Genomic DNA, 18,928 nt, shown 5'->3' on the forward strand with positions numbered 1-18,928 from the left:
AATTCCTGTATAGTGAAAGAAACGCACCCTCTCTTTTTAGGATTACGCAGATGGGCCACCCGCTTTCCCTGACGGACTTGATGTCCTCTCTGTCCACCACCAAATTCGCCCCCGAAGCCGATGTGCTGGACGCTTTGATCCATGAGGCCGCCCTGCCCGAGGCACAGCGCGCCCTGATCACCACCCGCGCCACCGAGCTTGTCCGCCGCATCCGCAAGGAATCCGCCCCCACGCTGATGGAACATTTCCTCGCCGAATACGGGCTTTCGACCCGCGAAGGCGTGGCGCTCATGTGTCTGGCAGAGGCGATGCTGCGGGTGCCGGACCGCGAGACCATCGACGATCTCATCGAGGATAAGGTCGCGCCGTCGGATTGGGGCGAGCATATGGGGCATTCGTCCTCGGCCATGGTCAACGCCTCGACCTGGGCCTTGATGCTCACCGGCCGCGTGCTGGATGACGAGAAACCGGGCAGCGGTGTGGCCGGCACGCTCCGAGGCCTCGTCAAACGCATGGGCGAGCCGGTGATCCGCACCGCCGTCTCGCGCGCGATGAAGGAAATGGGCCAGCAATTCGTGCTGGGCCAGACCATCGAGGCCGCCATGACTCGCGCCAAAGGCCAAGAGGCCAAAGGCTACACCTACAGCTACGACATGCTGGGCGAAGCGGCGATGACCCAGGCGGACGCGGACGCCTATGCCAAAGCCTATTCCGACGCGATGACCGCAATTGCCAAGGGCTGCACCAAAGGCTCCGTCGCCGACAATCCCGGCATTTCGGTGAAACTCTCCGCCCTGCATCCGCGCTATGACGTCGCCCAAGAGGCCCGCGTCATGGCCGAGCTTGTGCCTGTGCTGCGCGCCCTCGCCCGTCAGGCCCGCGCCGCTGGCATGGGCTTCAACATCGACGCCGAGGAACAGGCGCGGCTCACGCTGTCGCTCCGTGTCATCCGTGCCACGCTTGAAGATGAGGAGCTCGCCGGTTGGGACGGCTTTGGCGTCGTGGTCCAAGCCTATGGCAAACGTGCGGGGCAAACGCTCGATTGGCTCTATCAGACCGCCGTCGATCTGGACCGCAAGCTCATGGTCCGCCTTGTCAAAGGCGCCTATTGGGACACGGAAATGAAACTCGCGCAGGTCGAGGGCCATCCCGGTTTTCCGCTTTTCACCACAAAGGACGCGACCGACGTCAGCTATATCGCCAACGCCAAGAAACTCCTGTCCTACAGCGACCGGATCTATCCGCAATTCGCCGGGCACAACGCCCATACGGTGGCCGCGATCCTCGAACTCGCGCGCGAGGCAGGAAACCCCGCCTTTGAATTCCAACGCCTGCACGGCATGGGCGAACGTCTGCATGACATCGTGCTGAAAGACGAAGCCACGCGGTGCCGCATCTACGCCCCCGTCGGAAAGCATCAGGACCTTTTGGCCTATCTCGTGCGGCGTCTGCTGGAGAATGGCGCGAACTCGTCCTTCGTGAACCAGATCGTCGATGAAAACGTCACGCCCGAGGAGATCGCCCTCGACCCGTTCGTCTCCGTCCTCAATGCGCAGGCCCCGGCAGGCCTCGTGCAGCCCTCCGAGATTTTCGGCGCGCGTGACAATTCCAAAGGGTTCGACCTCAAAGACGAGGACACGCTGGCCCGGATCGAGGCCGCGCGGGAGGCCGCGTTCGTGTTCAACGCCGCGCCGATGATTGCGGGCGAGGCCACTGGCACGCCCGCCCCGGTCGTGAACCCCGCCACAGGCGAGACCGTTGGCGAGGTTGTGCAAGCCGATGCAGAGACCGTCTCCCGCGCTTTGGACGCCGCTGCGCTTTGGGACGCCCCCGTGTCGGAACGCGCCGCTGTGCTGCGCCGCGCCGCCGATCTTTACGAGGCCAATTTTGGCAAAATCTTCGCCGTTCTGGCGTATGAGGCCGGGAAAAACCTGCCCGATGCGGTGGGCGAGCTGCGCGAAGCGGTGGATTTCCTGCGCTATTATGCCGATGAGGCCGAGCGTCGTGCCGAGGCCAAACCTCTGGGCCGCGTGACCGCGATTTCGCCGTGGAACTTCCCGCTGGCGATTTTTACCGGGCAAATCTCGGCAGCACTTGCCATGGGCAATGCGGTTCTGGCGAAACCCGCCGAGCAAACCCCGCTGATCGCCGCGCTGGCCGTTGGGCTTTTGCATGAGGCGGGCGTACCGGTGACGGCTATGCAACTCTTGCCCGGCGATGGCCCGACCGTGGGCGCCGCTCTGACCTCGGACGCGCGCATCGACGGCGTGGTCTTCACCGGCTCCACCGACACCGCGCAGGTGATCCGCCGCGCCATGGCCGCCAACCTTGCCCCCGGCGCGCCTTTGATCGCGGAAACCGGCGGGTTGAACGCCATGATCGTCGACAGCACCGCCCTGCCCGAGCAAGCCGTGCGCGACATCGTTGCCTCGGCGTTTCAATCGGCGGGCCAGCGCTGTTCGGCGCTCAGATGTCTCTATGTGCAAGAGGACATCGCCCCCGCTCTCATAGAGATGATCAAAGGCGCGATGGACGAGCTGTCCGTAGGCAACCCCTGGCTGCTTTCGACCGATGTCGGCCCGGTCATCGACCGTGAGGCGCGCGACCAGATCAAAGCCTATGTCGATGCCGCCGGGAACCGCGTGTTGCACCGCTTGACGGCGCCCACCGAAGGCACCTTTGTCGCCCCGGCGCTCGTTCAGGTCGCAGGCATCGAAAGCCTCGAGCGCGAGGTCTTTGGCCCGGTGCTTCATATCGCGAGTTATAAGGCGCGAGATTTGGGCAAGGTGATCGAGACGATCAACGCCACCGGTTATGGCCTGACCTTCGGGCTGCACACGCGGATCGACGATCGGGTGCAACAGGTCTGCGATGCGCTGCATGTCGGCAACCTCTATGTGAACCGCAACCAGATCGGTGCCATCGTAGGCTCACAACCCTTCGGCGGCGAAGGCCTGTCGGGCACAGGTCCGAAAGCCGGGGGGCCGCTCTACCTCAACCGCTTCTGTGCCGCGCCGTCTGTGGCCTCCACTGAGGTCTGGGACCAAGCCACCGATGCCGCTGCCCTTCAGCGTGCGATCACCGCGACGCCCCGCTCCGAAGAGCCTTTGTCGAAAGAGCAATTGCCCGGGCCGACCGGTGAGGCCAACACGCTCTCGACCCATGCCCGTCCGCCGTTCCTCTGTCTGGGACCGGGGCGCGCCACAGCAGAGGCGCAGGCCAAGGCCGTCACCGATCTGGGCGGGCTTGCGGTCATAGCCGAGGGCCTCGCCCCCACCCACGCGCTCAAAACCATCGAGGGGTTCGGCGGCGTGATCTGGTGGGGCGATGCGGAGAAAGCCCGCGCCTATGGCCAAGCTTTGTCCCAGCGTCTGGGCGCGATCCTGCCGCTCGTGACGACGGCGCCAGATGCCGCCCATGTGCTGCATGAGCGTCACCTCTGTGTCGACACCACGGCGGCGGGCGGCAATGCCGCGCTTTTGTCGGGCGAGGCGTAAGCCGCCCCGACCGCGTCAGCTCGGCAGGTTGTTGAGCCCCGTCGCACAGACACCGCCATCGGCCAGGATCGTCTGGCCGGTGACATAGCCCGCGCCCTTAGAGGCCAAAAACGCGATCACCGCCGCAATGTCTTCGGGCAGGCCGACACGGCCCAACGGCACGCGTTTGGCGCGGGCCTCTTCCAGACCTTCCTTGGCGTAGATCGCCGCCGTCAAAGGCGTGCGGATCATCCCCGGCGCCACCGCGTTGACCCGAATGCCGTCGGGCGCCCATTCCATGGCCAGATTTTCCACCAGCGAAATCACCGCCGCCTTGGCGGGCGCATAGGCCGCCTGCCCCAGATGCGCCTGCATGCCGGACATGGAGGCGACGACTACGATGCTGCCCTTGGACGTCTTGAGCGCCGGGTAGAACGCCTGCGCGAGCACAAAGGTCGAGCGGACGTTGAGGTTGAACATCCGGTCCCATTCGTCGAGCGATTGCTCGGCCAGCGGCGCGGGTTTTCCGGCGCCTGCGTTCGACACAAACAGATCGAGACCGCCCAGGAATTCCAGCGATTTCGCGGCAATGTCTTTGGCCACCTCCGCGTCCCCCAGATCGCCCGTCAGGAACAGAACCTCGGCGCCGAGGCTTTCCAACTCTGCGATCAACTCAGCAGGGGCCGGTTTGCGGCCCGAGGCCGTGGTGACGATTTTCACCGCCTCGCCGCGCGCTTGTGCCTCGCGCGCCATTTGGCGCAGGGTCGCGCCCCCGATCCCTTCGCTTCCACCGGTCAACATGATGCGCATGATTTGTCCTCCGTCTTATATGCGTTTGCGGGCGAGACTTTCAGACCGGCCTGACGCGGGCAATGGACATATCCCTAGGCCGGTTAGAGTTTTCGGTTTTCTGCAAGAATTCCCAAGTCCTGTGCATCGCGCGGGCGTCTGATCGCGCGCAAAATCGCGACAAAAGGGAGGTGTATCCATATGAGATTCAAAGGCAAAACCGCCGTTGTGACAGGCGGCGCATCGGGGATCGGGCTGGCGGTTTGCGACGTCTTCGCGGCCCGCGGTGCTCGGGTGGCGATCCTCGATCTGAACGGCGATTTGGCGGTCGAGAGCGCCGCGCGCCTTGGCCCCGATCACCTCGGCCTCGCCGTCGATGTCACCGATGAGGAGGGCGTGATCGCAGCGCTCACAGAGGTCGGCGGCATCGACATTCTGGTCAACAACGCCGGCATTGGCGACGTGAACCTGCCGACCACCGAGCAAAGCCTCGCGCACGTCCGAAGAATGCTCGACATCCATGTTGCGGGCGGATTTCTCATGGCGCGCGAGGTGGCCAAACGCATGCAAGGCAACGGCGGCGGCGCGATCATCAATCTGGCCTCCATCGCCGCCCTCACCGGCCTGCCCCGGCGCAATTCCTATGGCGCGGCCAAGGCGGGCCTGGTGGCGATGACGAAATCCATGGCCTCGGAATGGGGCCGCAGCGGCATTCGCGTCAACGCGGTCGCGCCCGGTTATGTGGCCACCGATCTGGTGCGCGGGTTGATCAAGGACGGACTTTTGGACGAGGCCAAGATTTTGCGCCGCGTGCCTTTGGGCCGGATGATCGAACCGCGTGAAATTGCCGAGGCGATTGCATTTCTCGCCTCGGATGCCGCCTCTGCGATCACCGGATCGGTACTCTCCGTCGATGCCGGTTGGATGGCCTATGGCGCGGCGGACGACCTTTAACGCAGCGGCGAAACTGAGATCGGGCGGATGATTTCATGGCGGGCGGCCCCTTTGGCGCTCGCCATCGGATCGCCGCCCCACAGCGTCACGATCTCGCCCGGCGTTTCGCCGGAGATCACCCGCCAGCGGCCGACGAGCGGCTGATCGCAGCTCGCGCCTGCCCCAAATGTCAGGCCTTGCATCGCCTCACCGAACACCGGCGCGTCCGGCGCATTCGGGTGATGGGTTTTACGTCCGTCTTCGGCAGCATCGAGCATCGCATTGCCCTCCAAACGCTCCATCAGCATGTTGCGCTGGGTGACGATCATCGGAAAGCCTTCGGGCACGAACCCCTCCGTCCAATCACGATCCGCGCCAAGCCCCACCCGCGCCGCCGCGCGTTCCTCAAGACTTTCGTAGATCCACAGATGATAGAGCCGGTTGAGCGCACCGGTGTCTGTCAGCCAATAGCCCGCCATCGGCAAATGCCGCGTCACGGCGCCGATGCCTTGCCGCATGAAAAGCGACAAATAGGCTGGCCCCATGCCGGGTTTCAAATCATAGGCGCGCAATTCATGGATCATACCACTCTCCCTCTCAGCTCAATGAGTTGGACAATTCCCGCACTTTTTCCGCGAAAACCATGGAGATTACCGGGTTTGACTTGAACAATTCCCTCAATTCTGACGCCGCTCCGCAAGACAGGTTTCGCGATAGGCGCCCGGCGGCACGCCGACGCGTTGCGAGAAGAAACGCGAGAAATAGGCCGGGTCTTCGAACCCCAGATCATAGCCCACTTCGGCCACCGTCATCGTCATATAGATCAGACAGCGCTTCGCCTCGATCACCACGCGTTCGTGCAAAAGCTGCGAAGCGGTTTTGTCGGCGCGGGCCTTGCAGGCGAGGTTCAGCCGCTGGATCGACACACCGAGTTTCGAGGCATAGAACTCCAACGCCTTCTCGCTTTTGAAATGCGCCTCAAGCAGCTCTCGGTAGCGACACAAAAGATCGTAGTCGCGATCCACTCGCTGGGGATCGACGCTTCCGGCTTCGGCGCGTAGCCGCATCAGGGCGACGAGAATGCGCTGAAACTGCGCCTTGATCGCCATGCGGCGTCCCGGTGCGGTCCAGACGTATTCGCGGCGCATCCATTCGAAACTCTCCTTGAGCGCGCCGCAATTGGCCGGGTCCTCACCCAGCGGATAGACTGCGGGATGCGCCAGCGCCTCGCCATAACGGGCATCGCCTTGGGTCATCGCCTTGGCGTAGGAACAGGCGGCGGTGATGACATGGCCGTCGGTGCCGGGCAGAAAACGGATTTCATGCACCATCGCCACCGGGATCACCACCACGGCGGGGACCGGAATCTGATAGGTCTGCGCCTCGATCCGGATCTCGCCACCGCCATGTTCGACGAACAAAAGCTGGATGTGATCGGGATGCGCGTGCGGACGAATTGTCCAATCGTTGGCGCCCGAACGTTCCCGGATCGGTTCGACATGGACAAAGTCCAATTCGACCTCGGAAAGCTCCTCTCCGTAGAGATAAATACGTGGAATCAACTGCTCATGTGCGTGCAGCATCCTCTTCCTCCTCCTTCTGGCAGGCGGCTCCTCTTCCGACTGCGATGAACAATAGTGCAATGAATTTCGGCGTCCGTCCATTCGCGTGCGCGGTCTGGATTGGCATATCTCGACACAGGGAGGCGGCGAGGATGCGCCGCACAACTGGAGGAGATAAGATGCAAGACCGTCTCAAGGATGGCACGCACTGCGATGTCTTGGTGATCGGATCGGGGGCCGGTGGCATGTCCACGGCGATCACCGCTAAGAAAAATGGCCTCGATGTGATCATCATCGAAAAAGCGCCGGTCTTCGGCGGCACCACCGCCTTTTCGGGCGGGGTTCTCTGGATTCCCGGAAACGCACATTGCGCGCCCGGAGACGTCGAGCGCGCGCGGGAGTATATGAAATCCGAGACCGGCAATTTTTTCGAAGCCGAGGCGGTCGACGCCTATCTCGAAAACGGCGCCAAGGCGGTGGAATTTTTCGAGCGCGAGACCGAAGTCAAATTCGTGCCCTCGCTCTACCCGGACTATCACCCCGACGCGCCGGGCGGCGCGCAGGTCGGACGGTCGATTACGGCGGCGCCCTATGACACCAGCGGTCTGGGCGCGAACCTCAAACGTCTGCGTCCGCCGCTGTCGACGATCACCTTCATGGGGATGATGTTCAATTCCTCGAACGCCGACATCAAACATTTCTTCAACGCGACCAAAAGCATCGGCTCTTTTGCTTATGTCACCAAACGGCTTGCCGCGCATGCCGCCGAAGTCGCGCGCTACGGTCGCGGCACGCATGTGACCTCGGGCAATGCACTGGCCGCGCGGCTGGCGAAAAGCTGTTTCGATCTCGGGATTCCGATCTACACCGACAGCCCCGCGACCGAGCTTTTGGCTGAAAACGGCGCCGTCGTTGGCGCGAAGGTCAAGGGCGAGATGGGTGTCGTGACTGTGCGCGCGTCCAAAGGCGTCGTGCTGGCCGCAGGTGGTTTTGCGCACGATGTCGAGAAAATCCGCGCGGCCTACCCGCATCTCAAACGCGGTGGCGAACACCTGTCGCCCGTGCCGGAGGACAACACCGGCGACGGGATCGACCTTGGCCGCGCCGTGGGCGGCAAGTTCGAGGTGAATTTCCCGGAAACGTCCGCCTGGATGCCCGTGTCGAAAGTGCCCTCCAAAGGCGGCTACAAGGCCTTTCCGCATCTCTTGGACCGTTACAAACCGGGGATCATCGGCGTGCTGGCAAATGGCAAACGCTTCACCAATGAAAGCGAGAGCTATCACGACGTGGGCGCGGCATTGATCAAGGCCTGCGAGGGGCAAAAAGAGACCGCTTGCTGGCTGATCGCCGACCGTCCGACCATTCGCAAATACGGTCTGGGCTTTGCCAAACCCGCGCCGGTGCCGCTCGCGCCCTATCTGAAGAATGGCTACCTCGTCACCGGCAAGACGCTCGATGAGTTGGCTCAGAAGGCCGGCATTGATGCAGCGGGCCTGAAGGCCACGATTGCCGCTTACAACAAAGACGCGGTGCGCGGCGAGGACCCGGAGTTCGGGCGTGGCAGCACGGCCTTCAACCGCTACCTGGCCGACCCGGAGGTCAAACCGAACCCCTGCGTCGCGCCGGTCGCGCAAGGCCCCTATTACGCGCTCAAGGTGATCATGGGCGATCTGGGCACCTTTGACGGGCTGACGACGACGGTCGAAGGCCAAGTCATGGACACCGAAGGCACGCCGATTGCAGGGCTGTTTGCGGTGGGCAACGACCGCGCCTCGATCATGGGAGGCAACTATCCGGGCGCGGGGATCACCCTCGGGCCGGCTTTGACTTTCGGCTATATCACGGGCCGTCATCTGGCAGGAGTGGCGTAAATGGGCTGGATTGATTTCACAGGGAAAATCGCTGTTGTGACCGGCGGTTCGGGCGGTATTGGCCGGTCGATGCTTGCGACCTTCAAAGAACTGGGGGCCACGGTGGTGGCCCTCGACTACCGCGCCGAGGATGCCGAGGCGGCGGCGCATGAGCTGGACGGCTATGGCTTTGGCTGTGACGTCTCCGATCCGGCCTCGGTCGCCAAGGCGGCGACGCAGATCGCCAAGCTGGGCGGTGCGGATGTCTTGGTGAACAACGCCGGAATCCTGCGCCCCGGCCCCTTGGAAGAATTGGCGCTGGAGGACTGGCAGGCGATGCTGCGGGTCAATCTCGATGGTTGTTTCATCACCGCGCAAGCCTTTGGCGCACAGATGATCGCCAAGGGCAAAGGCGCGCTCATTCACGTGGCGTCGATCTCGGCGAGCCAGCCCCAGCCCTTCTCCGGCGCCTATTCGCCAGGCAAGGCCGGTGTCGCGATGCTGTCGCGCACCCTGGCCTATGAGTGGGGTCCCAAGGGGGTGCGCTCGAATGTGGTGTCGCCCGGTCTGGTGCTCACGCCCATGTCGGAGCCGTTCTACGCCAACACGGAGGTCAAAGCCGCCCGCGAGCGCCGCGTGCCCACCGGCCGGATCGGCGCCGCAGAAGACATGGCAAATGCCAGCGCCTTCCTTGCCTCGGACCGCGCCAGCTATATCAATGGTCAGGACATTGTGGTGGACGGGGGCTTGAGCCAGACCCTGATGGGCAGCGTCCCCCGTCCCGGTTTTACCGAGTGACATAGATGTGGGAGGTGGCTCAGGCCACCTCCTCCATATGACCACCCAGGAACAGTTGGCCGACCTTCGGGTCGGCCAAAAGCTTGTCGGCCTTGTCGTGCATCCGCATCTGGCCCAGTTCCAAAACGATCCCGTCATCCGACATCGCCAGCGCCGCCTTGGCGTTTTGTTCGACCATCAAGATGGTGACACCTTCGTCGCGCAGCGTCTTGAGCGTCTCGAAGACCTCCTGCACCAGATTGGGCGACAGGCCAATGGACGGCTCGTCAATGAGCACCAGTTTCGGATCGAGCAAGAGAGAGCGCGCGATCTCGAGTTGTTTCTGTTGCCCGCCAGACAGTTCGATCGCCTTGCGGTCCTTGAACTGGCGCAACATCGGGAATTGATCCATCACCAATTCCATCCGGCGCTTGACGCTGGCCTGATCGTTGGAGGTGATGCCGCCCATCTCCAGATTGTGCCAAACGGAGAGCTGCGGGATCACATTGCGGCCCTGCGGCACGTAGGTGACACCATGGCCGATCATCTGTTTGGGCGACGACCGCGTGACATCCTCACCATCGAAAATGATCTGGCCCGAGTGGATGTCGAGCATGCCGAAGATGGCTTTGAACACCGTCGATTTGCCCGCGCCATTGGGACCGATCACCGTGGTGATCGTGCCGCGCGGGATCGAAAAGGTGGTGCCGTTGAGGATCGTGATCTTGCCGTAACCGCCGTAGAGGTTTTTGAGTTCAAGCATTGCAGACATGGTCAGCCTCCCAGATATGCGTCGATGACTTGCTGGTTGGAACGGATCTCGTCGGGGCTGCCCTCGGCGATGATCTGCCCCTCGGCCAGCACGATAATCCGCGTGCAGAGCGACATGACGAATTCCATGTTGTGCTCGATCACGACAAAGGTCGTGCCGTGTTCGCGGTTGTAGGTGATCAGGCGTTCTTTCAGATACTGAAGCATCGTCAAGTTCACGCCGCCTGCCGGTTCGTCCAAAAGCACGATCTCCGGCCCGGCCATAAAGGCCATGGCGGCATCCAGCAGTTTCTGTTGCCCGTAGGACAAAGACCCGGCTTTCTCGTCACGCAGGTGTTCGAGCCGGAAGAAACGGATCATTTCCTCCGCCTCGCCGGTCAGCCCTGCGTCGGATTTGCCAAACAGACGCGTGAGCATGGTGCCCTTATGCTCTTGGCCCGCCATGATAATGTTTTCGATCACCGTCATTTCGGGAAACACAGACAGCTGTTGAAACGTCCGGCCAATGCCCAGTTTGCTCAGCTCATGCGCCTGAGCGCCCGCCACGGATTTGCCGTTGATCTGCACCCCGCCCGAGGTGGGCGTGAGCTGACCCAAGATGCAGTTGAAGAGCGTCGATTTGCCGGAGCCGTTGGGGCCGATAAGGCCAAGGATTTCGCCCTTTTGCACCTCGAAACTCACACCATTGACGGCACGGATGGGACCGAAATGTTTGTTGATGTCCTGAACGGACAGAACCGTATCGCTGTGCATCACAATTGTGCTCCCTGTTTGAGATCGCCCCGCTCTTCACGCGGCTTGAAGGAGGAGAAAAGTTTCTGGCCAAGTCCGATGAGCCCATGCGGAGAGAAGATCATCACCACCAGCACGAGAAGCGCATAGATGATCAGGTAATAGCCATCGGTGAAGCGCAGCATTTCCGGCAAGAGCACCACAAGGCCTGCGCCAAGGATCGGCCCGAAGAAATAGCCGGAGCCGCCCACAATCACCATCAACAGGATCTTCAGGGACAGGATCAGAGTGAAAGAACCGGGTTCGATGAACTGCACCAGTGGGGCTTGCAACGCGCCCGCCAGCCCCCCCATGGCGGAACCGATGGCAAAGGCCAAAAGCGTCATCCGCGTGGTGTTCAGCCCCAAAGAATTGGCCCGGATCGGGTTCTCGCGCAGCGCCTTGAAGGCGCGGCCCCAGGGCGAATGCAACATCCACGCCATGACGCCTGCGGTGATCAGAAAACAGACCACGGTGAAATAGTAGAACGGCAGTTGCTTCATCGTGTCGAACGGCCCGAACACCGGACGCGGGATGCCGACGAGGCCCAGAGAGCCACCGGTGAGCCAGTCCTCATTGCGCAGCACGAGGAACACCAGCGTGGTGAAAGCCAGCGTCACGAAGGCGAGGAAGTGGTGTTGAACGCGCAGCGCCGGGTAGCCCAGCACCAGCCCGATCACAAAGCTTGCGCCAATCGAACAGAAAACAGCAACGATCCAATGCACCCCCGCCATGGTCAAAAGCGCCGTGATATAGGCGCCGATGCCCATGAAAGCGGCCTGTGCGAGGCTGATTTGACCGGCGTAGCCAAGGGTGAGGTTGAGGCCCATGGCGGAGATCGAGAAGATCAGCCAGGAGCACAGAACATAGATGATGTAATTGCCCTGCCCCAAAGGCGCGATGAACAGCGCGAGGCCAAAAGCAACGAGAAAAAGCAGACGGAGCGCGGTCATACGGTCCTCCCTTCGGGCGTGCCCAAGATGCCTTGCGGGCGCACCATGATGATGACGATCAAAAGGATGAGCGGGATCGCCGTGCGGTATTCGGCGGAAACGTAAACGGCGGCGAGGTTGTCGATCACCCCGATCAGAAGGCCGCCCAAAAGCGCCCCCTTGATCTGGTTGAACCCGCCGACGATGGCCGCGATGAAGGCGATCATGCCAAGCGTCTCACCATTGGAGAATTTCGCCAGATAGACCGGAGAAATCAGGATCGAGGCAATGGCCGCCAGCGCGCCGTTGATCAGGAAGGTGTACATCACCATCTTTTTCACATCGACGCCGAGAATTTCGGCCACGCGTGGGTCCTGAGCGGTCGCCTGCATGGCGCGGCCAGTGCGGGTGCGGCCCAGAAACAGCTGCAGCGAAATGATCGCGGCGAAGGCCACAACGAGGTTGCAGATGTCCTGAATGGAGATCGAGGCGCCGAAGAAGTTGATCACATGCTGCGGGAAAAGCGGCGGAAAGGGCTGGCCCTGTGCGGAGTAGAACTCCTTGACGCTTTCCTTCATCAGAATGCCAAGCGCGATGGTGGCGATCACCAGCGGCAGCGTGCCATGCGGCAACATCGGCTCGACGATCAGTTTCTTGAACATCGCGCCCAGAATGATCAGCGACAGCACAAGTGCGGTCAGGATCGCGGCCCAAAGCGGCAGGCCGAAAATGGTCATGCCCGCCAGCACAAAGAACGCGGGCAGCATGACGAATTCGCCCTGCGCGAAGTTGATGGTTTGGGACGCCTGCCACAGCAGGGTAAAGCCGACAGCCGCCAGCGCGTAGATCGCGCCCGCCGACAGTCCCGAGACTAAGATTTGCAGAAGCTCGGCCATGGCCAGTCCTTCTCATTTGTGTGAAACGTAACCCTGCCCCACGAGACGCGCGGGACAGGGCGTGGCGGTCCTGCCGCCGGAGGTGCGAACGTCAGTTCGCGGGGAGAACCTCGGACACCTGTTCCTGGCCATCGACGACTTCGACCATATAGCTTTCGCGCGACACCTCCCCGGTGTCGTCCCAGCACATGTCGATCAGAACGCCGGGGTATTCCTCGGCATCGAGGCAAAGCCCATGCACCGTGTCAGCCAGTTTCTGGCTGTCCACTTCGCCGACCATTTCGGTGGCGTATTTGATCGTGTAGGCGCCGATATAGCCCTTCATCGCGTTGTAATCGGGGCTGTAGCCAAAGCGGTCGGTGAACTTAGCGGCAAATTCCTGAACCCGCGGCTCATCGGCGGCGATGGTCAGCGCCGCATGGCCTTTCGCGCCATTGGCGGCAGGTCCAGCCAGTTCGATCACCTTCTCGGAGGTCAACACGCTGTCGCCGATTTTCGGGATCTCAAGGCCTTGCTTGGTGGCCTCCATCAAAAAGCGCGCGGCCTCTTCTTGGGTGAGGTAAATAAACACCGCTTCAGCGCCGGAATTCTTGATCCGGAGCACATCGGCGGAGAAATCCGCCTGGCCCTGCTCGGACGGCACATCGGCCACGACCTTGAGGCCCATCTCTTCGACGATCTCGACAAAGCTGTCATGCCCGCCCTTGCCGAATTCAGTGTTGGCCCAGGCGACGGCGACATTCTCGACGCTCAGCTGGTCCCTCATATAGGCGCCGATTTTGGGCATGCCTTTGTGCGCGCCCCAGTTGGTGCGAAAGATATAGGGATTGCCCTTTTGCGTGATCGACGGCGCCTCGGAGGCGGTGAATTGCGGGATGCCGTTTTGTTGCGCCACCAGCATGTTGACGACGGTCGAGGACGAATACACCGTGCCCAAAAGCGCAAACGCGCCCTCGTCGATGGCCTTTTGCACCAAGGCGCGCGATTGCAGCGGGTCGGTCTGGCTGTCGTATTCGCGCATCTCGACCTGCATGCCAAGAATACCGCCATGTTCGTTGATCTCATCCACCGCCAGATCGACCCCATGGGCCCAGACGGTCCCCGCCGCGGCGCCTGCCCCGGACAGTTCGGAAATATTGGCGATCTTGACCGTGTCGGCATATGCGCCTCCGGTCATCAGCATCGCGGTCAGGCTGACGCCCGCCAAAACGTTGCGTTTCATCATCGGTTCCTCCCTAGAACACTCCTCATAACGCAGGTCGGCCCGTTTGATGTGCGTGGGTCCTGATCTGCGACCCCTGCGCCGTCCCCGGCACAGGGTATTCTTCATCTTTCCGGCTGCGTCTGGCGCCTCAGTTCGGCGGCAGAATGGTGGTGATCTCCTGCGCGTCGTTCTTGACCTCCACCATGAAGCTTTCGCGCGCCACCTCGCCGTTTTCATCCCAGCAAATGTCCATCAGAACGCCCGGGTATTCCTCGGCATCGAGGCACAGACCATGCATCGCATCGGTCAGTTTCTGGCTGTCGATTTCGCCAACGATTTCAGCACCGTATTTGATCGAATAGGCACCGATATAGCCCTTGATCGCGTTGTGATCCGGGCGATAGCCAAAGCGTTCGGTGAATTTCGCATCCATCTCCTGCAACAGCGGCACCGGCGCATCTGCGGACAGTCCGACATGGCCAAGCGCGCCCTCGGCCGCGCCACCCGCCAGGTCGATGACCTTTTGCGAGGTCAGCACCGTGTCGCCGACTTTCGGCACATCGAGCCCCTGTTTTTCCGCCTCGATCAGAAAGCGCGCGCTCTCCTCTTCGGTCAGATAGACAAAGACCGCCTCTGCGCCGGAGTTCTTGATCTTGAGCACATCGGCGGAGAAATCCGCCTGCCCCTGCTCAGAGGCCACATCGGCGACGATATCGAGGCCCATCTCTTCGGCCACGTCCGAAAACGCATCGTGGCCGCCTTTGCCGTATTCGGTGTTGGCCCAGGCCACGGCGATCTTGGTCACGCCCAGCGTGTCCTTGAGATAGGCGCCGATCTTCGGCATGCCTTTCTGCGCCCCAAAGGTGGTGCGGAAGATGTAGGGATTGCCCTTTTCGGTGATCGACGGCGCCTCGGAGCCAGTGAACTGCGGGATGCCGTTTTGCTGGGCGACCAGCATGTTGACGACGGTCGAGGACGAATAGACCGTGCCGAGCAAGGCAAAAGCCCCTTCATCGATGGCCTTTTGCACCAAGGCGCGCGATTGCAGCGGATCAGTCTGGCTGTCGTATTCGCGCATATCGACTTTCATGCCCAAAATGCCGCCGCTCTCGTTGATCTCATCGATGGCAAGATGCACACCGTCGGCCCAAACCGACCCAGCTGCTGCACCTGCCCCCGAAAGCTCGGCGATATTGGCGATGTGAACCGTCTCCGCCTGTGCGGCAAACCCCAGTCCCGCAGCCAGTGCGGTTCCTGTCAGTAGTGATTTCAGCATGGTCTCCTCCCTGATAGATGCTGATGAGGGGACGTGTCCCCGTTTGGCGTCACGCGCTCCCCGTCATGACGTCGACCAAAAGATCCGCCTGCGCGTTGAACATGCCGAGCCCCGGCATGATGGCGCAGCCCTTGCTCTGTGCGATGGCAAGCTGCGGCGTGATCTCCGGTTTCGTGATGCTGTCGGCGACGAATTGATGCGCCTCGTATTTCTCCGCCTCGATGGGCAGAGGATCGCCCTCGCGCATGCCCACGGGCGTGGCGTTGCCGATGAAATCGAACCCCGTCGGATCGGCACTGCCGACGCCGACCTTGCCGGGAAAACGGTCAGACAGCCGCGCAATCGTGGCGTCACGGCGGGTCTCGTCGACGTCGTGGATCGCCAGATAGGCGGCACCGCGCGCGAGGATTTCATAGGCAATCGCCGCCCCCGCCCCGCCGACACCGACCAAAAGCGCGCGTTTATCTTTGATGTCAAAGCCGCAGTCGGCCACGCCGTTCATATAGCCCTGACCATCGGTGTTATCGCCCTGCCAGCTGCCGTCTTCGCGTTTGTTCATCACATTGACGGAGCCTGCGAACACGGCCCGTTCCGTCGGATGATCGCAGAGCGGCAACGTCGCCTGTTTGTGCGGCACGGTGGCGATCAGGCCACCGACATTGGGCAGCTGTTTCATCATCGCGACAAAACCGGCATAGTCGTCCGGAAGCACATGCATCGGCGGCACAAGCGCGTTGAGGCCGCGTGCGACCAGAATGCCCGTCAAAAGCCCCGGCGATTTGACCTGAGCGATCGGATCGCCCGCGATCGGATAGAGCCGGGTTTCCCCGTTCAGCTCGACATCCATTCCCATTTCCTCCCTGACGCCACCTGTCGTGGCGTCACCTCTCGTTTAAAATTGCAATCCTTGATCCAACACTGAATGGACGGCGCCCCGGATAAGTTGGACAATTCGTTAGAGCCTTGCCGCCCACTCCGTCACATCCCTGTCGTCGCGCTCATGCTGCAGCTGCAGCATTCCTCCAATGCGCAAGCGTGGTATCGATCCCCTCCTCAAGCCCCGTGACCGGCAGCGCGTCAAACCATGCGGCCTGCGCCCCGCCCTGAAGTATTTCAGGCGTTTTCAACGGCATACCTTCGACATCCACCCTTGCCCCCGGCACGGCCCGGGTCAAAAGCGTTACAAACTCTGCCACAGTTGCCGAGACGCCATGCAGATCGAAACAGGGCGCGCCCGTTTCCGCATTGGACAATCCCGTCACAAAGGCCCGCGCCACATCCGTCACATGGACAAATCCCACGGCGCCAGAAAACTCGATTTTCGCGGATTGTCCAAGTGCGGCCGCGCGCAATGCAATCGAGGGGCCCGCGGCGATCCCGGCGCTCTCGCCCGGACCGTAGACGATATAGGGGCGAAACCCGACGCTCAGCAGGCCATGATCGAGCCCCGCACAGCGCGCCATGCCTTCAATCGCGAGCTTATGCACCCCGTAGAGCGTCTCCGGATGGGGCAGCCTGCCCTCCCCCGATCCGTAGACCGCCGAACTGGACGCAAAGGCCATGCGGCTGACACCCGCCGCCACGGCCTCGGCAATCACCGTCTGCCCGCCGATCAGATTGACCTGCGCGGCGCGGATGGGATCGGCTTTGCAATCCACCGTCATCAGCCCCGCAAGATGAATGAGCGCACCGCAGCCCGCCATGGCCTCCGCCACCGCTGCACGGTCTGTCACGTCGCCCGCGATCAGCTCGCACTGTCGCGACAGGCCCGGCGCGACGAACTCCAGCGTCTGTGCATCGGGTTTGAGATCAAAGAGGCGCGGGCGCATCCCCTGCGCCACCAGCTCCCGGGCCACAAAAGCGCCCAGAAACCCGGTGCCGCCAGTCACGAGGACAGGTTGATCGCGCCAGCCCTTCATGACGCTTTCCGCGCGTGGCTGGCGATCTGGCGATGCATCGCATGGGTCGCCGCGATGGAGCCAAAAACGATGCCCGGCCCGATGGTGATCCCCGGCCCCGGATAGACCCCGCCCATGATCGAATTCATATCGGCACCGGCGGCATAGAGCCCTTCGATCACCGAGCCGTCTTGATGCAAAAGCTGCGCGTTTTCATCGGTGACCAGACCGGTCGCAGCGCCGATGTCGCCTGGGTAGAGTTTCACCGCATAAAACGGCCCCGGCCCAAGCGGGCGCAGCGTCGGGTTCGGGCCATGTGTGGCGTCGCCATTGGCGCGCTCATACACCGTTTTGCCGCGATGGAAATCGTCATCGACGCCGGTTTTGGCCAGTGCATTGAACCGCTCGACAGTGGCGACCAGATTGGCTTTGTCGATGCCCAGCTTTTGCGCCAATTCCCGCAGCGTCGCCCCTTGGGTCAGATAGCCGTCGGCGAGGAAGGGCGTGAAATCTTTCGTGCCCGGATGGATCATCCCCATACCGTATTTCGTGGCTGCTGCCGCATCCGCGATCAGATAGGTCGGGATGTGCGAACCGTCCTTGTCGGCAGCATACATGGCGGAGACGAATTCGTGATAGCTGCGGCTTTCATTGACGAAGCGTTTGCCATCCTTGCCGACCGAAATAATCCCCGGCTTTGAACGGTCCAGCACGAAATGCGGAAACGCCGCCTCCGTGCCGTCCTTACGTTTGCGGATCGACACTGGCGCCCAGTAACAGGGCTGCGCCGAGCTGTCGGAATAATGCGCGCCGAGGCCCAGCACGATGTCATGCAACTCGCCCGTGTGACCCGGAGCCGCCGGAGAGACGCGCGGTGCCGGCGCGGGCAGCATTTCGCGGCGCTTCACCGGATGGCGGGCAAAGCCGCCAGAGGCCAGCACGACGCCTTTGTTCGCTGTCACCGTGACCGTCTTGCCGCCCTGCTCCAGAGTGAGCTGATAGGCGCCGCCGCCCAGAGGCGTCAGGCCGGTGGTTTTGGTTTGCGTGGCAATCTCCACCCCGCGTTTGCGCGCCTCATAGAGAAAGCGCCCGATCAGAGCGTTCCCCATCAGCATCCGCGTGTCGCGGCCATGCGCCCATTTGCGCAGGTAATACCGCGCGACGATGCGCATCGAATAGGCCATGGAACGGGCGCTCTGTTTCATCTTGAGAAGATGCGGAATGTCGTCGCGGTCGATCTGCATCCCGCCCAAAATGGTGAACTCCGAGATCGGCGGGCGCACCAGCCAGATGTCATCGCCCAAGAGCGCCCCGTCGAAGGGCTCAGGCTCCAGCGCGCGACCAAAAGAGGTCGAACCTTCGAGTTCGTGCAAATAATCCGGGTGAAATGGACGCCCGCGGAATTTGACGTCGGTCTCGTCTTCGAGCCGGTGAATGGCCTCCGGTCCGCGTTTGACGAAGGCTTCGCGCAAGGCGCGCGGCGCGCGATTGCCGACGGCACGGTCGAGAAAGCCCAACACAGTCTCTTCGCTGTCCTCGGCGCCAAGCTCGTCGCGGAATCGCGTGTTGGGCACCCATGTTGTGGCCGCGGAAAAGGCCGATGTGCCGCCCAGATATTCGGTGCGCTCGACCAAGAGAACGCGCCCGCCCTCCATCGCCGCAAAGGTGGCCGCCGACATGCCCGCGGCCCCCGCGCCCAACACGACGACATCATAAGAGCTGCCATCCTTTGGCAGGGATTTCACCTGAGGCGCTCTTTGAGATTTTCCGCGCGATTCTGTGTTCATATCTTC

General features: G+C 62.2%; 16 protein-coding genes. 4 read left to right on the plus strand and 12 right to left on the minus strand.

Annotation, left to right across the window (positions count from 1 at the left end):
- The first annotated feature begins 50 nt into the window (after positions 1-50).
- Positions 51-3,497: a bifunctional proline dehydrogenase/L-glutamate gamma-semialdehyde dehydrogenase PutA gene (gene putA, locus ACN0X0_RS09995; RefSeq protein WP_417279039.1), complete on the plus strand. Its 3,447-nt coding sequence runs from the start codon at positions 51-53 to the stop codon at positions 3,495-3,497.
- A gap of 15 nt (positions 3,498-3,512) precedes the next feature.
- Here putA and ACN0X0_RS10000 read toward each other — a convergent pair whose 3' ends face one another.
- Positions 3,513-4,286, minus strand: a complete 774-nt coding sequence (locus ACN0X0_RS10000) for an SDR family NAD(P)-dependent oxidoreductase (RefSeq protein ID WP_417279040.1) — start codon at positions 4,284-4,286, stop codon at positions 3,513-3,515.
- Between the two features lie 180 nt (positions 4,287-4,466).
- On the opposite strand from ACN0X0_RS10000, the gene ACN0X0_RS10005 reads away from it, so the two are divergent.
- Positions 4,467-5,219 carry an SDR family NAD(P)-dependent oxidoreductase gene (locus tag ACN0X0_RS10005; protein ID WP_417279041.1) on the plus strand — a complete coding sequence of 251 codons (753 nt, stop codon included), beginning with the start codon at positions 4,467-4,469 and terminating at the stop codon, positions 5,217-5,219.
- Here the strand turns inward: ACN0X0_RS10005 and ACN0X0_RS10010 are convergent.
- Together ACN0X0_RS10010 and ACN0X0_RS10015 are read right to left on the minus strand one after the other, a co-directional pair.
- Positions 5,216-5,782, minus strand: coding sequence for an NIPSNAP family protein (locus tag ACN0X0_RS10010; protein ID WP_417279042.1), 567 nt, complete (start codon positions 5,780-5,782; stop codon positions 5,216-5,218). The two genes, ACN0X0_RS10005 and ACN0X0_RS10010, sit on opposite strands and share 4 nt — an antisense overlap.
- A gap of 93 nt (positions 5,783-5,875) precedes the next feature.
- Positions 5,876-6,781, minus strand: coding sequence for a helix-turn-helix domain-containing protein (locus tag ACN0X0_RS10015; RefSeq protein WP_417279043.1), 906 nt, complete (start codon positions 6,779-6,781; stop codon positions 5,876-5,878).
- Between the two features lie 158 nt (positions 6,782-6,939).
- Here ACN0X0_RS10015 and ACN0X0_RS10020 point away from each other — a divergent pair, with 158 nt between their 5' ends.
- Both ACN0X0_RS10020 and ACN0X0_RS10025 read left to right on the plus strand, forming a co-directional pair.
- A complete protein-coding gene (locus ACN0X0_RS10020) occupies positions 6,940-8,631 on the plus strand; it encodes an FAD-dependent oxidoreductase (protein WP_417279044.1) in 1,692 nt (563 codons plus the stop codon).
- The gene (locus ACN0X0_RS10025; protein ID WP_417279045.1) at positions 8,632-9,408 is read left to right on the plus strand and encodes an SDR family NAD(P)-dependent oxidoreductase; all 777 of its coding nucleotides are present in this window, start codon (positions 8,632-8,634) and stop codon (positions 9,406-9,408) included.
- Positions 9,409-9,427: 19 nt separating this feature from the next.
- Here the strand turns inward: ACN0X0_RS10025 and ACN0X0_RS10030 are convergent, their stop codons facing one another.
- The 9 genes from ACN0X0_RS10030 to ACN0X0_RS10070 all read right to left on the minus strand — a co-directional run bounded on the left by ACN0X0_RS10030 (position 9,428) and on the right by ACN0X0_RS10070 (position 18,922).
- The gene (locus ACN0X0_RS10030) at positions 9,428-10,159 is read right to left on the minus strand and encodes an ABC transporter ATP-binding protein (protein ID WP_226550190.1); all 732 of its coding nucleotides are present in this window, start codon (positions 10,157-10,159) and stop codon (positions 9,428-9,430) included.
- Between the two features lie 2 nt (positions 10,160-10,161).
- Complete coding sequence (locus ACN0X0_RS10035; RefSeq protein WP_226550351.1) at positions 10,162-10,911, minus strand: ABC transporter ATP-binding protein; 750 nt, start codon at positions 10,909-10,911, stop codon at positions 10,162-10,164.
- Complete coding sequence (locus ACN0X0_RS10040) at positions 10,911-11,882, minus strand: branched-chain amino acid ABC transporter permease (RefSeq protein ID WP_417279046.1); 972 nt, start codon at positions 11,880-11,882, stop codon at positions 10,911-10,913. Before ACN0X0_RS10040 ends, ACN0X0_RS10035 begins: the two co-directional genes overlap by 1 nt.
- Positions 11,879-12,757, minus strand: coding sequence for a branched-chain amino acid ABC transporter permease (locus ACN0X0_RS10045; RefSeq protein WP_417279047.1), 879 nt, complete (start codon positions 12,755-12,757; stop codon positions 11,879-11,881). The genes ACN0X0_RS10040 and ACN0X0_RS10045 overlap by 4 nt, the downstream gene beginning before the upstream one ends.
- 91 nt (positions 12,758-12,848) lie before the next feature.
- Positions 12,849-13,982 carry an ABC transporter substrate-binding protein gene (locus ACN0X0_RS10050; protein WP_417279048.1) on the minus strand — a complete coding sequence of 378 codons (1,134 nt, stop codon included), beginning with the start codon at positions 13,980-13,982 and terminating at the stop codon, positions 12,849-12,851.
- A gap of 127 nt (positions 13,983-14,109) precedes the next feature.
- Positions 14,110-15,237: an ABC transporter substrate-binding protein gene (locus tag ACN0X0_RS10055; RefSeq protein WP_417279049.1), complete on the minus strand. Its 1,128-nt coding sequence runs from the start codon at positions 15,235-15,237 to the stop codon at positions 14,110-14,112.
- A gap of 49 nt (positions 15,238-15,286) precedes the next feature.
- A complete protein-coding gene (locus tag ACN0X0_RS10060) occupies positions 15,287-16,084 on the minus strand; it encodes a shikimate dehydrogenase family protein (RefSeq protein ID WP_417279050.1) in 798 nt (265 codons plus the stop codon).
- 151 nt (positions 16,085-16,235) lie between these two features.
- Positions 16,236-17,156 (minus strand): NAD-dependent epimerase/dehydratase family protein, encoded by a 921-nt coding sequence (locus ACN0X0_RS10065; protein WP_417279051.1) that lies wholly within the window; start codon positions 17,154-17,156, stop codon positions 16,236-16,238.
- Positions 17,153-18,922, minus strand: coding sequence for an FAD-dependent oxidoreductase (locus ACN0X0_RS10070; RefSeq protein WP_417279052.1), 1,770 nt, complete (start codon positions 18,920-18,922; stop codon positions 17,153-17,155). The genes ACN0X0_RS10065 and ACN0X0_RS10070 overlap by 4 nt, the downstream gene beginning before the upstream one ends.
- Positions 18,923-18,928: the final 6 nt, after the last annotated feature.

The organism is Celeribacter sp. (assembly GCF_048270365.1).
GTDB lineage: Bacteria > Pseudomonadota > Alphaproteobacteria > Rhodobacterales > Rhodobacteraceae > Celeribacter.

What these genes read in the sequence shown, in the direction of transcription:
- putA (WP_417279039.1), top strand. Translation starts at nt 51, where the DNA reads ATGGGCCACCCGCTTTCCCTGACGGACTTGATGTCCTCTCTGTCCACC.
- ACN0X0_RS10000 (WP_417279040.1), bottom strand. Translation starts at nt 4,286, where the DNA reads ATGCGCATCATGTTGACCGGTGGAAGCGAAGGGATCGGGGGCGCGACC.
- ACN0X0_RS10005 (WP_417279041.1), top strand. Translation starts at nt 4,467, where the DNA reads ATGAGATTCAAAGGCAAAACCGCCGTTGTGACAGGCGGCGCATCGGGG.
- ACN0X0_RS10010 (WP_417279042.1), bottom strand. Translation starts at nt 5,782, where the DNA reads ATGATCCATGAATTGCGCGCCTATGATTTGAAACCCGGCATGGGGCCA.
- ACN0X0_RS10015 (WP_417279043.1), bottom strand. Translation starts at nt 6,781, where the DNA reads ATGCTGCACGCACATGAGCAGTTGATTCCACGTATTTATCTCTACGGA.
- ACN0X0_RS10020 (WP_417279044.1), top strand. Translation starts at nt 6,940, where the DNA reads ATGCAAGACCGTCTCAAGGATGGCACGCACTGCGATGTCTTGGTGATC.
- ACN0X0_RS10025 (WP_417279045.1), top strand. Translation starts at nt 8,632, where the DNA reads ATGGGCTGGATTGATTTCACAGGGAAAATCGCTGTTGTGACCGGCGGT.
- ACN0X0_RS10030 (WP_226550190.1), bottom strand. Translation starts at nt 10,159, where the DNA reads ATGTCTGCAATGCTTGAACTCAAAAACCTCTACGGCGGTTACGGCAAG.
- ACN0X0_RS10035 (WP_226550351.1), bottom strand. Translation starts at nt 10,911, where the DNA reads ATGCACAGCGATACGGTTCTGTCCGTTCAGGACATCAACAAACATTTC.
- ACN0X0_RS10040 (WP_417279046.1), bottom strand. Translation starts at nt 11,882, where the DNA reads ATGACCGCGCTCCGTCTGCTTTTTCTCGTTGCTTTTGGCCTCGCGCTG.
- ACN0X0_RS10045 (WP_417279047.1), bottom strand. Translation starts at nt 12,757, where the DNA reads ATGGCCGAGCTTCTGCAAATCTTAGTCTCGGGACTGTCGGCGGGCGCG.
- ACN0X0_RS10050 (WP_417279048.1), bottom strand. Translation starts at nt 13,982, where the DNA reads ATGATGAAACGCAACGTTTTGGCGGGCGTCAGCCTGACCGCGATGCTG.
- ACN0X0_RS10055 (WP_417279049.1), bottom strand. Translation starts at nt 15,237, where the DNA reads ATGCTGAAATCACTACTGACAGGAACCGCACTGGCTGCGGGACTGGGG.
- ACN0X0_RS10060 (WP_417279050.1), bottom strand. Translation starts at nt 16,084, where the DNA reads ATGGATGTCGAGCTGAACGGGGAAACCCGGCTCTATCCGATCGCGGGC.
- ACN0X0_RS10065 (WP_417279051.1), bottom strand. Translation starts at nt 17,156, where the DNA reads ATGAAGGGCTGGCGCGATCAACCTGTCCTCGTGACTGGCGGCACCGGG.
- ACN0X0_RS10070 (WP_417279052.1), bottom strand. Translation starts at nt 18,922, where the DNA reads ATGAACACAGAATCGCGCGGAAAATCTCAAAGAGCGCCTCAGGTGAAA.